Origin of the sequence: Cupriavidus numazuensis, from assembly GCF_905397435.1 — a bacterium.
GTDB classification, from domain to species: domain Bacteria; phylum Pseudomonadota; class Gammaproteobacteria; order Burkholderiales; family Burkholderiaceae; genus Cupriavidus; species Cupriavidus numazuensis.
On the sequence record NZ_CAJPVI010000061.1, the window covers coordinates 1 to 14,307 of the forward strand.

The 14,307-nt window shown below is 59.0% G+C and carries 17 protein-coding genes; 4 read left to right on the forward strand and 13 right to left on the reverse strand.

What is annotated here, in order from left to right:
• The 4 genes from KHO41_RS33735 to KHO41_RS33750 form a co-directional block, all read left to right on the forward strand.
• Positions 1-192: hypothetical protein (locus tag KHO41_RS33735; protein ID WP_211957573.1), on the forward strand; the 192-nt coding region annotated here is incomplete at its 5' end.
• A 375-nt stretch (positions 193-567) separates the two neighbouring features.
• Positions 568-1,029, forward strand: coding sequence for a hypothetical protein (locus KHO41_RS33740; RefSeq protein ID WP_211957574.1), 462 nt, complete (start codon positions 568-570; stop codon positions 1,027-1,029).
• A gap of 50 nt (positions 1,030-1,079) precedes the next feature.
• Positions 1,080-1,409, forward strand: coding sequence for a hypothetical protein (locus KHO41_RS33745; protein WP_211957575.1), 330 nt, complete (start codon positions 1,080-1,082; stop codon positions 1,407-1,409).
• Between the two features lie 9 nt (positions 1,410-1,418).
• On the forward strand, positions 1,419-1,619 hold the full coding sequence (locus KHO41_RS33750; protein WP_211957576.1) for a phage integrase central domain-containing protein: 201 nt from the start codon (positions 1,419-1,421) through the stop codon (positions 1,617-1,619).
• A gap of 279 nt (positions 1,620-1,898) precedes the next feature.
• Here the strand turns inward: KHO41_RS33750 and KHO41_RS41810 are convergent, their stop codons facing one another.
• From KHO41_RS41810 to KHO41_RS33810, 13 genes are all read right to left on the reverse strand, one after another.
• Positions 1,899-2,105, reverse strand: coding sequence for an Arm DNA-binding domain-containing protein (locus KHO41_RS41810; protein WP_342344492.1), 207 nt, complete (start codon positions 2,103-2,105; stop codon positions 1,899-1,901).
• A 421-nt stretch (positions 2,106-2,526) separates the two neighbouring features.
• Positions 2,527-3,474 (reverse strand): hypothetical protein, encoded by a 948-nt coding sequence (locus KHO41_RS33755; RefSeq protein WP_211957577.1) that lies wholly within the window; start codon positions 3,472-3,474, stop codon positions 2,527-2,529.
• 1,079 nt (positions 3,475-4,553) lie between these two features.
• Positions 4,554-5,657, reverse strand: a complete 1,104-nt coding sequence (locus KHO41_RS33760; RefSeq protein WP_211957578.1) for an AAA family ATPase — start codon at positions 5,655-5,657, stop codon at positions 4,554-4,556.
• Complete coding sequence (locus KHO41_RS33765) at positions 5,654-6,853, reverse strand: DUF262 domain-containing protein (RefSeq protein ID WP_211957579.1); 1,200 nt, start codon at positions 6,851-6,853, stop codon at positions 5,654-5,656. Before KHO41_RS33765 ends, KHO41_RS33760 begins: the two co-directional genes overlap by 4 nt.
• 638 nt (positions 6,854-7,491) lie before the next feature.
• Positions 7,492-10,296 (reverse strand): toprim domain-containing protein, encoded by a 2,805-nt coding sequence (locus KHO41_RS33770; protein WP_211957580.1) that lies wholly within the window; start codon positions 10,294-10,296, stop codon positions 7,492-7,494.
• A gap of 8 nt (positions 10,297-10,304) precedes the next feature.
• Complete coding sequence (locus tag KHO41_RS33775; protein ID WP_211957581.1) at positions 10,305-10,643, reverse strand: DUF1484 family protein; 339 nt, start codon at positions 10,641-10,643, stop codon at positions 10,305-10,307.
• On the reverse strand, positions 10,636-10,812 hold the full coding sequence (locus KHO41_RS33780) for a hypothetical protein (RefSeq protein ID WP_211957582.1): 177 nt from the start codon (positions 10,810-10,812) through the stop codon (positions 10,636-10,638). The genes KHO41_RS33775 and KHO41_RS33780 overlap by 8 nt, the downstream gene beginning before the upstream one ends.
• On the reverse strand, positions 10,805-11,023 hold the full coding sequence (locus tag KHO41_RS33785; protein WP_209778007.1) for a hypothetical protein: 219 nt from the start codon (positions 11,021-11,023) through the stop codon (positions 10,805-10,807). Before KHO41_RS33785 ends, KHO41_RS33780 begins: the two co-directional genes overlap by 8 nt.
• A gap of 274 nt (positions 11,024-11,297) precedes the next feature.
• Positions 11,298-11,630, reverse strand: a complete 333-nt coding sequence (locus tag KHO41_RS41445; protein ID WP_342344491.1) for an ogr/Delta-like zinc finger family protein — start codon at positions 11,628-11,630, stop codon at positions 11,298-11,300.
• 25 nt (positions 11,631-11,655) lie between these two features.
• On the reverse strand, positions 11,656-11,859 hold the full coding sequence (locus KHO41_RS33795; protein WP_211957583.1) for a hypothetical protein: 204 nt from the start codon (positions 11,857-11,859) through the stop codon (positions 11,656-11,658).
• A 24-nt stretch (positions 11,860-11,883) separates the two neighbouring features.
• A complete protein-coding gene (locus KHO41_RS33800; protein WP_209778011.1) occupies positions 11,884-12,615 on the reverse strand; it encodes a hypothetical protein in 732 nt (243 codons plus the stop codon).
• A gap of 13 nt (positions 12,616-12,628) precedes the next feature.
• Complete coding sequence (locus KHO41_RS33805) at positions 12,629-12,802, reverse strand: AlpA family phage regulatory protein (protein ID WP_244874157.1); 174 nt, start codon at positions 12,800-12,802, stop codon at positions 12,629-12,631.
• A 536-nt stretch (positions 12,803-13,338) separates the two neighbouring features.
• Positions 13,339-13,719, reverse strand: coding sequence for a hypothetical protein (locus KHO41_RS33810; protein ID WP_211957584.1), 381 nt, complete (start codon positions 13,717-13,719; stop codon positions 13,339-13,341).
• Between the last annotated feature and the right edge of the window lie 588 nt (positions 13,720-14,307).

Sequence of the window (14,307 nt, forward strand, 5' to 3'; positions counted from 1 at the left end):
CCGGACAGCCGGAAAATCGGTCACGTTCGCCCGGAATCGTCGGTCACGATGAACCGGAATGCTCGGTCACGTTCGTCCGGAATCGTCGGTCACGATGGGCCGGAATACCCAGCGAACGGTGTCGTAGCAGCGCGCGGCAGTCCTGACAAAGAGCAATACCGAGGACAAACGCATTTCGAGCACACGACATAACTCAGTTCGCGCCAGCAAGCACGGCGCGCCTTTCTCTTGGAGCTGACCAGGCGGCTCGAGCGTTATCACACCCGAGATAGGTTCTACGGCGCCTGGCATCGCGCACCATCGATCCCGCGGTACTTACGGTCAGAAGAGGCCGAGGCGCTGACGATGGTCGACCTGGATTTAGTGCTGTTCACCGAGGACGAAGACCGTGGGAAGCTGCCGCTGGCAAGTTGCCCGAGACATCGGCCAGGAGAAGCCGGTCAGCGTGCTCCAAGGCTTGGCGAGGCTTGCTGATGTACCGGTGTATGTCGCGCTCTACACTTCGTCGCGATTTGGCGAATGCGACGCTGCCAACGGCTCGCGCTTCTAAGCAACTGGAGAACTCACATGAGCATAGTTCAAGGAACACTTCCCATCCATGACAGGCGCTGGTTCGGCTTCCCGTTGGAGGCTCGCTATGCGTCCATTTTGGCGAACCAGTCCGGACTTGATGTCTCGCTTGAATTGGTGTCAATCGAATGTCGCGATGAGCCAGAGGAATGCATAGTGTGGCGGGGCAGCGAGGAGGAGTTTCGTGCGTCAGGGTACTTCGACGCGTTGCGCGTCTTTCCGGCACGTCGTCGATGGTGCTATCCCAATGGACTGCGTGGGCACCTTGAAAGAGTAGGATCAAACAGTTTTCGTTTCGTTATCGAATGGGTTTACATCAGAAAGACTCCGAAGATTAGTCGCAGGCAATCCGCGCGCGCATTGAGCAGCCCGGAATATCGCAAGTTTCGCGAGATACTGCTTGCCGGCACAACGATGAGCAATATGGACAAGCCGGCCGGTCCAAAGGCCGCAAAATAGTGGCCGCCGCGCCTAGATCGGCCAATCGAAAACCGGGCAGGCGCTGTGCTGTGGCATTTCTGCTGACCGGGCCGCGCACAGGAACCATTCCAGGGATATTTCGAGCCGGCCGCGCCGCACTTGCAGAGGAACTCGACTGGTCCCCGGAAGCCTGTGACGAAGCCTTCGGGGAAGCCTTTCAGCAAGGCATGGTGAAAGCCGACTGGAAAGGCAAGATTGTGTGGAATCTGAGCGCCATCAAGTGCAACAAGTCGGTGTCCCTGCATGGGGTCAACTCCTGGCCGGTCGAGTGGTCTCCGATCCCCGAATGCACCCTCGCGACGGATCTGTTCCGAAGCAGTAAAAGACCTCCAAGGCAGCCCCTTGACCGAAGAGATTGAGGCCGTTCTATGAACACCTTCGAAGCCATCGCCAAGGACTGGCTCGGCACCAAGCGCAAAGGCTGGAGCGCCGGCCGCAACAAGCGCGTGACGGCCAGCCTCAAGAACGACATCTACCGACAGATCGGGAAGCGCCTCTTCCCCGAGATCAGCGGCCCGCTCATCTTGGCCGTGCTGCGCAAGAGCGAGCAACGAGGGCGCACCACATAGCTCTAAAGGCACTCGATGCCTGCGGGGGTATCTGCAGTCGGGCAAGCGCAATCGGCGCGGCCGACCGCGACGCCAGCGTAGACTGCGCGAACACCCATCCCCGAAGCTGCCAACAAAGAACTATTCGCGCGTCACGGAAGCTGAACTCCCTCACCTCTTTGAGTTGATCGGCGGCTACGAAGGGGCGCCGGAAACGCGCTTGGCCATCAAGCTGATGATCCTGACCTTCTGTGCACCGGCGAATTCCGGTAGGAGCAATGGGAAGAAATCAATTGGAGACTAGCGAATGGCATAACCCGGCGACACCGGTGCTGGTGTTTTCGGCTTACTGCCCGGGCGGTCATAGCCTAGGCGCCAGCGCTTGGAGCTAGAGGGGAGGACTTCTAGGTGCAACCCCCCGCGGTCACGAATCCGGTTTCCAGCCTTCTCGCCGTAGCGCAATTGCTTGCACTCGGCATCAGTCAGGGGAGGGGTTCGCCCAACCATACCGCCAAAAACTGTTGTTGCTTTGGGGCGATGATTGGCAACGCTGGGCAACAAAAAACCCGCAGAGCTTTACGCTGTGCGGGCTTCTGGGCAATGCTGGTCAAACTTTGGAATGCTTGTGGAAGAGAGGAATCGGAAAATCTGTCAAAAGCAGCCTGCGATAAGGCATCTTCATGTATTTGGATTCGTTTATACCCTTTTGCGTACCCCAAAAAATCGAGGCGCACCACAAAAAGGTGCTCGAATCATTCCTCACGACTCGAGCCGCCGCTTAGTTGCCTGCTGGGTCACCCCGCTTCGGTTTGTGGCCGGCGCCAGAGCCCCCCTGTAGCGCCTCTTCGAATCCATGAGCCGGCTTCATCAAAACCAGTGTCCAGGCAGGCCGTCTACTAAACCGGCCTTATAGCGGCTGCCTAGCTGTTTAGACGTCTTGGACCTTCGTAAGGAAGAGCTTCATGATTTCTTCGAGCACGGCTCTATTGCTGATCGGCCGCCCCTTACCGCGCAGTAACCAGCCGGCCGTTCCGTCCTCTAAGAGATCTGGATCGAACTGGAGCGTCGCTAATTTGATAGGCTTCTCAAAGGTCATAGAACCTGGCCACGGTGGATGACCTCGCCACAGGGCGGCTTCTAGGGTGGAGCCCGTAAGCGTGTTCGCATACTGCAAATTCCACGTGACGGACATTGCTGCGGGGTTCGAGAGGAGCAGGATGGCTCCGCTGGGACTTCCGTTGACCTTCGTTTGTAGATTGATGCTTTGCAACGTGCCCTTTAGCTTTTCCGCTGAGTCAAGTAGGTCAGCCTTTAGCGCCTCGTAGGCGCTCCTTTGAGCTATGACACCTTCATATGAGTTCAGATACGCTTTTCGCTTCTCCTTGAGCGCCAGAACACGTGCCGTTTTAGCTGCGACGTCATCGATGGTTTCTTCATGGACATCGCCGCCGAGTTCTGTGAAACGCGCCTCAATGACAGCTGCCGCAGCCTCAATGCCCCAGCGGTGAAGGCCAATGTAGAGCCTATTCTTGGGTAGCCATGCCGGCACCTTTTGCGTTTCTGCTTCATCCATCGGAATGAAGACAGTGAAGTCATAGCCTTCATTAAACGCACGATTCCGAATGGCAGTTTCTTCGAAACGCGTGAAGGGCGTTTTTCCCCACGCCTCGCGGAACAATACCACGACTAGTCTGGCTTTCGCTCCGAACACTTCGTTGAACGTCCTTTCCCCGTCAGTTCCCGCCAATTTTTCTTGTTTTTTTGAGTACAAAAAAACACTAAGGCGCCCCTCGAGAAGGGCGGCCAGCCGATTAGCCATGTCTTCATCCTTCCACCCGAAGGAGATGGCGACGTCGTATTCGAATGTATTATTCATGCGAGACCTCTAGGAAAACCTATCACTTCGATGATATTAGCCTCTTTGAGTTGTATCTCTCAATAATTTTTAGTGTCCGGGTATTGGCAAATGAGCGTCAAATATCGCTATGACGACTTTGTTGTTCGACTCCGGGATGGGGGCATGTATGTGGAGCCTGTTCTGGTGGCGCTCCAGTTTTCCGTGCCACTCACAATAAATAGTTCTTTGGCCTATCGTGATCTGGCGAGCTCTTCTACAGTAGGCGTCCTGGTACACGTTAGGGTTCTCAGGGGCTATGTCCAATGCCATCCCATGAAATCTTCGCTCGACGATCTGGTTGGACGGTTGTGCGGTGGGGTCTACCACAAGCGCGACCTCATCAGGTCTTAGCGCAGGAGGAGGGTGCATGAATGCCCAGCAACCGTGATCGTCTAGAGCTGCGAGGTATGCGCGAAGCCGAAGTCGAACCGCGTTGTAACCACCGGCGAAATTGTGGATCTGCCTCCAGACAGGTGGGTGAAAATGGAGGTCAGGAAACGCATGTGGTGCAAGCCTTTCTAACGTTTCTTCCGTGTCGCGCTCGACGTCTATGGCGTCGCGCCAGAATTCCCTGTGACTTTGCTCTGTTCGCACCCAATGAACTACTGAGTTGCCAAGGTCAGACTGCGTGTTATGTGGCCCATCGCTCCGGATGGACATACAAGCAACAGCTCGAGAAGCGCGAACGTGATGATGCGCCCACGCGACATCGGGGTTGTCTACGTGTGGCGCGTTGCCCACCCTAATGCGGGTGGTTTCAACCATGCCGTCAGGCCAGATATTTTGATCGGCGTAGCGGGGAGCGCTCCCTAGCCACGCAGCGAGCTCGTGTTGAAGCTCTATAGGCAACGTAATAGGGGCGTCAGGAGCGCATAAACTCCAAATGTCCATGTTTGGGAGTACGTGCCTAGATTGCAGATCATCTCCAATCCAGACGACTTCCCCCCGTTCGCGTGCCGACCACACTCGCTCCAAAAGCCCTTCAAGCGCGGTACATACCTCTTGCACCGTCCAGGTATCGAAAGACCACTCTGACCCATCAATGACGAATGCCATCGTCAACCCCGGCGTCGAACTCGACCCAAAGACGCTACGTCGATTTGGTATTGGTCGAAGAATCCCTTAGGCCAATGAGAAATGCCACCAATCGAGGTGAAAGTGAGCTTGTGGATCAACAGATCGTCGCCATCGCTAGAATCAAAGTAGTGCGCCAGCGCAGCATCAGAGGCAAGGTAGTGGTGCTCTCCGATGGCGCGCCGAACACCGTTTAGCACATGATCGGAATGCGTTTCCACAATGACCTGCACACCGCGGCCTGCTAACCAGGCCAAGAACACTCCCATACGAGATTGGCCTGCTGGATGTAGATGGGCCTCCGGATTCTCGACAACTAAGATCCCGCCGCGAATACAAGTAAGACCGGCCAGCACCACAGGGAGAGCGTACGACACTCCGAATCCCATATTGGGAGCGCGAACCCAATCACCTCCGGGTGATCGGAACTGCAGCGCAGTGACCGCAGAGCTTTGGTACCGCGTTGCATCTATTTCGATTGGTCTAGCGATTTCACTAAGCCAACGTTCGACCTCATATTTTAGTAGAGAGGGCCCACTTTCACTTCTATCCGGATGCAAGCGACTCTCGTCTGCTAGTGGCTTGCTGCCTAGCGTTTCAAGAATTTGTGCGCAGTACTCTCCGCGCACGCCAACTTCGAGTTCATCATCAGGGTGAGGGGATGCTCCTAATACGCTGCGTGGGCCTAGGCGTTCGGCGCTCAGATAGCAAAAGGCACGTGGGTGCCCTGCAAAGGCCGCTGGTGTGTGATCCGGTCTCTGCTCTACCGTTAGATACAGAGCATCGTCTGCCGGCAGCCCAAGTCGCCACGTCGATGCGTCGCCCTCATCGGACGTTATCTGCAGTTGCGTTACGTCAGCGGAATGCCAGTTCCTCACGTCCTCGGCGGTGCCGAGTTCCATGCCGAACGGGCCATTAAGGCGAACAGTGTTTGTCAGTTCAGACGAGACCTCCCAAGCAAGCAGCAATGCATGAATCAATGAAGTCTTGCCAACCCCATTTCGGCCCGTGAGAAGTGTTAGTGGGGCGAGATCAAACTGCTTGCTCTCGAAGCGCTTGAAGCCTTGGATCTCAATTCCTGTGATCACTTAAGAATCTCCGCGAGGATCGCTTGAGTTCTGGCCAGTCTCCTTTCCACCGCTTTGGGGTCCCCAGTGCCAACTGTGACGGATCGGGCGTAATCCAGCTCATCGAAAGCACCTCTAAAGGCGGTAACGATTTCCGCCTTTTTGGGCATGAGACGTTCGAGTGGGTAGTCGGCTAATGCGATGGATTGGGACTCAAAAACGGCCCGGTTTATCGGGCCCCTCCTGCTCTGGGTCGGTGGCCAACGTCTGAAGGCCGCCTTCCCTAGTACGTGGTGAGCATTCTCCATTGCACGGTCAAAATCGGCGCTGAGCTGTGCAATTTCATCATCATCAATTGCGACCCCGCTCTCAGAGTTGGAATCAAGACGTCGCGTATATTCAACAAGGAATGCATCTAAGCTGGAGTGCTGGCGGTACTCTTCGTCGGTATAGTTCCGGAACGCACAGAAGCGGAGTGCGAGCTCGCGATTCGTCATGCGCCCACTGTCGCGAATTCTGCCGCCCTTTACATCCGGGTCTCGCCTCCAGTATTGCCAGCCCGTAGCTAGGTCGAAGGAAGGCATTTCCGCCAGGTGTTTGAGGAATTCTCGCGACCTCGCCTTGCTCATTGCGTGTCGAATCTCTTGGGCAGAGAGCGGGCTGCCAAGTGTGTTCACGCGCCCAAAAATGTCGTACTTCACCTCATCGGGAGTTTGTGGCTCGATCACGTGCACGATAATCTGCGCGCTTCTGAATCTACGGAGAGAAGCGGGATCCAGCTGCGAATACTTCAATCCATCCAGATTGGTAAGGTACTCGAGATCGGCCTTTTCTAAGATGTGGCCGTCCCCCATGAACAGGGCTATCGTGGACAGCCGCTGAACGCCGTCAACGACTTGATATGTGCCCTCATGGTCTTGGTTGAAGTAGAACGCTGGCAAGGGGATGCCAAGTAGAACCGATTCCACCAAGCGAGTGCGCTGACGCTTCTTCCATACGTAATCGCGCTGAAAATCCGGAGACAAGTCAATCTCCGCGTCGGTGATTTGGTCGACGACGTCCCGCAGGGAAAAATGCTTCGTTGTGATGCGGATCTTGCTTGGGTCCCAGGGCTTGAAATCGGAATCTCCTCGTCCCGTATCTTCATCGTCGACGATGTCGGGCGCCGATTGGTCTTCGTTTTCGTCGGGCAGGAGAAGAGTGGGCTGGCTAGACATCGAAGTGGCTCATTGCTTGCATGGAGGAGCAATAGATTAGCAGTTCGGCGACGCTCGTGATTGCCTTCGTTGGCAACGCATGACGGCGTTCATCCACCGGTTTGCTGCGTGGAGGCGCTGTTGCCGGGGCAGCGGGCAGAAAAAATGCCGTGGCATCGTGGCAAAGCCCTGCCATCGCATGTGAGTCCTTATAAATCAACGGGTTGGGTGGTCACGAGATGCCACGAAATCAGTTGTGGCACGCCTCCAATTCCGTGGCTCAAAAAATAGGCAGCGCTCCCAAACCGTGGCAGCCCGGCACTTGCTCTTTTCTCCGCTTTCTTTCTCTTTCTCTTTGATTTCAAAAGGAAAAAAGGAAATAAGAGGGGCAAGGCGCCGAAAGGGCGGCGTGGGAAACCAAGGGGAAGTCGTGGCAAAAACAACGAAAGTTGTGGCATCGGTTTCCTTATAAATCAATGGGTTAGCGGAAAAACTACACGGTGCCACAGGCTTTTTCAGATTCCGCGCTACCCGGCGGCACGGTGAAGTCCGGCCGGCGATGCCGGCCCTTCGTCGGTGGCTCGCTGCCGGGAATGCGCGGTATGGCCAAAAAGAAGGCCCGCACAAGGCGGGCCAAGGGTTAGGGCGGAAGCGCGCTGCTATGGCGGCATTCGGCCATCTTCGAGCTCAGGTATGGCCTGGAGGCCCAGCCGCTCCAGGCGCGGCACGCTGATGGCGGTCATATGGGCAAGGCGCCGCCCAAACTGGCGCCTTTCCACATCGTCCAGGGGCTTGCCCGCGTGCGTCGGCACAACGCCGGACTGGAGCAACTGCTGCTTGAAGATCCTGGCCGTCTTGATGGGCAGCGCATCGAATTTCGGACGCAGGTGCGGCGCTGTCGAGATATGGTCCATGATGTGGCTCGGTCGCACGAAGAGGGCCATTTCCTTGCCGCCGTCGTCGGTCTCGACGACGCCCCAGCACCGGGGGAATTCAAATCGCCGGGCGGCTAGCTCCGACAACAAGATTTCCATGATCCAGACCCAAGGCAGCCGGGTGCCGTCAGTGTCGGCAATGTGTGCGTTCATCTCGGCCAGCAGGTCCTCCACGAAGCCGCCTTGCTCCACGTCGATCTCCGCGAAGTCGGCCAGCAGTGCCCACGCTGTCATGACAGCGGCATAGTTCTCCATCATGCGCCGGGCAGTCGCATCGCTTGCTTCGGCGCGGCTGCGCTTCACGCACTCCGCAAGGAAGGCGGTGTGCAAATCCCGTATGCGTGCTGGCTCGATCGCGGCCAGAAACTGCAGCCACTCCCACACTGGAAACTGGGGCAAGCTGTGCGGGATGATGTCGCCTTGCTTAGCCACGGCCAGCGACGTACGGCAGATCTTCGATTGCAGGCTTTCCACGTCGACCTCTTCGCCGGCCAGCAGCACCGGCGCGCACATCAGGTACGGCGTGAGCGCCGCGCCCACGCGGGTGAACTCGAAACGGTAGGTTGACTGCAGCAGGCCGTCGATATCCGATAGCACTGCCTTTGGCAGCTTGGAAAATTCGTCCCAGCCGACGGGCTGCGTGGTCCATGACACAGAAGCGCGCCGGCGGTGGTCGGTCTTCAGCATCTGCCCGGACAGGACTTGAAACGCAAGGGTAGCTTGCAGGCTCTCCAAGAGCTTCGATTTGCCTGACCCTTTCTCGGCCTGCATCTGAAGATGAGGGTAGAACCCTAGAACCGTCTTGAGGTGGGCGCCAAGGGCCCATACGAGCCCGATAGCGGCCGCATTGTCCCGGAAGGTTGTCTGATAGGCTGCGATCACAGCGCGGGCGTTCTGGCGCGTTCCACGCGGGAATGTCATGTTGTAGTAGAGGCATTGCTTCTGCGGCTCCATGAAGTAGCAGTCGCTGCCTTCCAGCGCGGCCAGCTCGCCGCCGCGCCAAGCCAGCCCAACGAAGTTCACCACGTCTCGCGCGCCGAGATCTGCGGCGCGTTCGAGGACGGTGACCATCCGGGAAAACTGCGCTGGCATCCAGATATGCCCGAACTTGCCGCGCCACCATTCGTGGTTATAGAGCTTGTCGTTGCCAACAACTTCACGCTGCAGGACGGCACCGTGTCGCGGTACCTGGGCGCTGATGCCGAAGACGGTTTCCGGCTGGTTGTCGGGCGTGCCATTGATGGTGGCCAGATGGCTCTGGATGCGAAGACGGGAGAACCCAGCTACACGAAACGAGCACAGGTCCCCCAACTCCTCTGTTCGGCGCGGCTGGCTGTCGTCGCCCTCTCCCTCCTTGTACTTCTCCACGAATTGCGTGAAGTCCTCCTTCACGCGGAAGCGCCAATAGACCGCAAAGTCATGGCTCGGCAGGAAGACGCGGCGCGTGCCCTCCATGTGGTCGCCTCCGCCGGGCATGCCGGGAATGAGCCAGGACTCCAGGCGCTTTAGTCGCTTGGTGAGCTCATCAGCGCCGTGCTGCTGCAACACATCGTTGATGTCCTCATCTTCCTCCCAATCCTGCATGTCAACGAGCATGGATCCAATGTCCGCAGCGGTAAGCGCCTCGGAGAGCTTCCACGCGGCGGCAAGGCCGGGGCGTTTCCCGGTGCGTTCGTTGATGGCATCGGTGTGATCGAGGGCAATCAGGACGCGCTTTTCGCGCAAGAATGCCCAATCGATCCTGTCAACGTTGGCGGTTCCTCGGATGGCGAATGCCGCGCAGCCGTCGGGTAGGTGGCAGGACTCCACAGATAGCGCATTGATGGGGCTCTCTACGATGAACACCGTATGTGCGCGGCGCAGGCGCATAGCATCGGAAGTCCAGCCGTACCCGATTTTTTCGCCTTGGCATTGCGTCTTGACGTTGCCATTGGCTGCGGGATCCGCATAGCGCAGGTCAACCGCGACGACGCGGCCGGTGCCCGACTCCCGGACAATGAAGGCGGCAGCTGGGCCGCCGTGCCCAACCTCACCAACAGGAATCTTCTGGCTCTGCCAGGTGTTCCACCCAACCGTGCCCGCTTTGATGGCGCGACGCGTGACGGTCTCGTCTATGCCGCGGCTGGCCAAGTAGGCTACCGCCGGGACCGGATCAATCCGAACCCGGTCTGCGATGTATTCCTCGGTGCTCTTCTTCGTCGGCAGCGCGCGCAGCTCGGGCGCAGGCATCGGCATGCCGTACCACTCGCCGAGCAGCTTTGCGGCATCCAATGGGCCAGCGACATCCGGGAGGCAATGTCGCACCAGGTCAATGCACGAGCCGCCGGCCTCGGTAGACCAATCTTTCCACGCGCGTCCGTTGTCAAAGATGGAAAGGGAGGGACTCGAATCCGTGTGAAGTGGGCTGTGATAGTTGCCCTTGGCGCCGCTCCTGCGGAGCTCAAGGCGCTCCGCCAGGTCGTGCAGATCGATGTCGCGCTTGAGCTGGTCGAACCACGAGCGCAGTGCAGGGCTTTGGTGTGTCTGCATGGCGCCCCTCACAGCATGTCGTGGACTTGGCTCAGCGCCGAATCCAGCTGTTGTTTCAAGGGGCTGAGCAAGCAATGCAGGCTGTGGTGTGCCGGCGATTTGTCGCTCTGCAAATCGAGGAAGCTCAGGATGCCATCGAGGCCGGCGCTGACGCGCAGCAGCTCATAACAGCTATCTTGGGTGGTTTCACGAATACAGTCTGCCAGTGCATTGATCTGAGCGACGGCGGACGAAAGCTGCGTCTTTGCTCGCGGGTTGGCAGGGCGAACCTGAGATACAAGCTGGGCAATCAAGTCGCGCTGACGGAAAAAGGCGAGATTGCCATTTGGGGGGTTCTGTTCAGGCATGGGCCACCTCCGACTTGGCGATGGCAGCGACGGCAACGAGCGCGTCGCCTACCACATCAAGCGATGCACGATCCGTGGGGGCGTTGATGGCATCGCGCAGCGCGCTGCGCACGATGGTGAGGATCTCTGTGAGCGCAGCCGGCTCGCGCATGCTGACCACATTAGCCATGATTCACCTCCGTGCCATTTGCCCGCTGCAATTCAACGGTCAGCCGCTGGAAGGCATCTTGCAATTCGCGCTGGCACTGCATCGAGAGGCCGGCGAAGGCTTCCCGTCCATCGGCATGCATGAAATTGGCCAGGGCACTGAGTTCCCTTAGCACTGTGGCGAAGTAATGGGGATTGGGTTGCTCAGGACGAGCGAGGGCGTTAGCGCGCATGGCGAGCTCCTTGGGTAGGTTGGAGGCCCGCCGCTCATTCTCACGTGAGGGGTGGCGGGCCCGACAGCGGGGGTGAGAAACCGGTACCCAAGGTGACCGGCCAGCCCGAAGGCTGCCCCGCCCGGCCCGCCATAGAAAGGATAGGCGCGCGCGTGCGCTACGGACGAAAAAAATGCCGCGTGGGCGGCTGTCCGCCTTGGGTTGTTTCGGGTTCTCACGCCCGGTCACCGTTGTCTCGGTGACGGCTGAATTCTTCATCATCTCGAAAAAGGTGTCAAGCCGTCCATGCCGTTGCGGAATGGGGTGTCGACGGCGCATTTGGAGCGGTTTGGCCTGCAGCCAGATAGGTTGCCTCGGCCCCGCCTGAGCGTGCCGCCAACTGCTTAGCTATCTCCGGATCTGGATTGCTGCTGGGCGAGAGGGTGCGCACCACTTCCACCAGACCGACGAACGTATGCCCGCAGGTCAGATTCGTGCATTGGCAATAGAGCTCCCGAGTCATACGCGAAACAGTGCGGCTCGACCGAATATGAGCCACGGCGCCGCAATGCGGGCAGTTCATCTTCATTGGTGTCCTCCAGAGGGGAGGGCGGCGGTCAGGTGCCATTGAGTAGCCGCCCTGGCGTCGCTGCTTAGCAGTCGGTTTCGATGACGGTGTTCTTGCTGGTCGCGTAGAGCTCAGCGTGCCCGTTGTTCGTGCGGTACTGGCGGGAGAACGCGTGTTCGCAAGCCTGGTTCCCGCAGCGATACAGCAGTTCCTTCTTGCCATCGGCGTTGGTGACAAATCCCTCGGGTCCGTTGAGGGTGCGGCATTTCGGGCATTTCTCGATTTGCATGTCCATCTCCATGTGGAAGAGCTATCAGGCGTTGCTTACGGCGGTGCGCAGGGCTTCTGCCCTTCTTGCAAACTCGGCCAGCTTCTTTTGCTTCGTGGCGGGGGAAGCCACTTTGAAGTCCGCTAGGCCATTGGGCCTCTCAGCCCGGGAAAGCACCGGATCGCAGGAAGCATCAAACGCCGCTGCTTTGACGCCGTGGGCGATTACGCTGTGAGCGCGTGCAAGCGCCGCATCGATGGCTGACCGGTAGCCACGCTGTTCCCAGGGTGCGCCGCCGGGACCCGCCTGGCGTTGGTAAGCATGGGCGAGCGCATGAACTGCGTGATGTAGCGGCGAAAGGGCGTCACCCAAGGCTTCGAAAAGCCCTTCCGCATAGGCAGTGGCTACGCTGCTGTAGGCATCCGATTCAGCGCCCTTAGCGAGGCCCGCTTCGAGCTCGGCTTCTTCCAGTGCAAGCTGAACTTCAGCAATGATGGCGCGGTAGTCCTCGGCCAGCGTGTAGGCGGCGCGCTCCTTGCCTTTGAGGTCACGGATTTGCTTCATGGAGGCGCCGGTATCACGCATCAAGGCTGCCGCTTCGTTCCGAGCGCTCAGTGCCTCGGCATCGGCTGCCTCGGCAGCCTTCGTGTGCTTCTGCAGGTCGCCTCGAAGGCGCGCTGCCTTGTCGCGGGCTGATTCGAAGGCGGCGCGGTCGCGCCGGTATGTTTCCAGGGCGTCGCGGACGCGTTGGGGGAGGGTGGTAGTGTCGGTGTTCATGAGAGTCCTTGCCTTATGTGCGACGCGCCGCAATGCGGGATTCCATCCATTGCCGGATCTCGCTTGAGAGCCAGGCAACGCTCTTGCCAGCCAGCGGCACCGGCTTCGGAAAGTCGCCTCGGCGCATGCCGTCGTAGATCGACGACGCGGGCAAGGCGCAAACGGCCATGACTTCCCGCAAGCGCATGAACCGCTCGGGCTCCGATGCGCCAGCGCCGTGGAGGGCAAGGCCATGAGCGCTGCATGCTGTGGACGTTCCAGCGTGCGAACTAATCATCTGCGTTCCTCATCAGAGGGGGTTAATGGAAGCGAGCAACGCTGCTCGGATTTGCTCGGTACTGCTCGGAGCAACGACAGTGTCCAGAGTGCGGCGGCGGCTCGGCAACGGGTTAGTGTTGTGTTGCCGTCCCTCACAACGAACGAGTGGCATCAGAGGGGTTGCTGAGGCATCCCGCCGACCTGGGCCAGCGGCGCAACCGTCCCCACATTGGCAGCAGTGACCGCGAGGCGCTGTCATGCGACGCCTGGTGGGCCAGTGCGGGGGGCATGGGCGTTATCCCGCCGCGCGCCGTGGAGACCCCGCCTCACCCGCCCGCTTCATCGAGTGCTATTTATGCAGTTGCAAAACGGTCGCCTCCCCGCGCCAGCATTGGGGAGGAAGGGCGCCACAGCGTTGCAAAAAACTATGCAAATTTATGCACCTATCGCACAGATTTATGCCGTCTATGGCGGCGGCGATGATGAGGGTGCGAGCTCGCCAACACAGCCGCCGATTTGCTCTATCAGGACGGCTCGCGTCGCCTTGTGCCACACGTCACGGGCGGGCAATCCGCAAGTCCCGGACAAAGCCAGGGTGACAAGATCGATTACGGCGTCGCGCAATACATCCGCAAGGGTGTAGTTGCCCCACGAGTCGTCCCACAGGTCCAAGTACTTCTTAAGGGTGGCTGTGATGGCCGCCGCGTCGATCTGCGATGGCTGCCGTGGCGCCGGGCCGGCGATCACGAGCTGGAGGTTGTCCTGCAGGTGCTGCAGGAATGCGCGGGCCTCAGGTCGATGGAATCCCAACGAGACAATCTGCCTGTGCAATTCGCCATGGGGCATGCAAGCGCCATGGACGGCGCAGGCTTCGACTCGCGCCAGGAAGTGAGCTGCAGCGTGTTCGCCTGCTTGTGCAGACCGGCTGGGGCATTGAGGCGTTCTCATTGATCTCCTCCGGCGCGGTAGTCCACCGGATTTGCAATCCAAGTGTGCACAGCGGCGAAGTCGTAGAGGGTGCAGCGTTCGGTGATGCGAAGCGGGGCAGGTGCTTTCCCCGCATTTACCATCTGCCGCCAGGTTTCGCGGGAGACGCCAACAAAGGGCGCTATGTCATTCCATCGGCCGCGGCCGGACGTTGGCAGAGAGGGCGGGGTGTCGCTCTCCGTTCGCTTGCACTGCGTTGGGCCCGCAGTTGGGCGCGTACTCAGATTGTTGGGATTTTTTGCCATCGATTGCCATATCTAGCCCAGTACGGGCAAAACGTTGCGATGGCGAGAGGATAGGGAGCGGGGCTACCTTAGAGAATGTCCGCTGCTTAACAGGGAGCGGATTCAGCTTGGTCGAGCGCAGCGTCTACTTAGCAGAAGGCGGCGTCTGCTCAGCAGCGTACAGATTTGTCGAGTGGCAGCGCGGCGGGAATGCCGCGCAGGA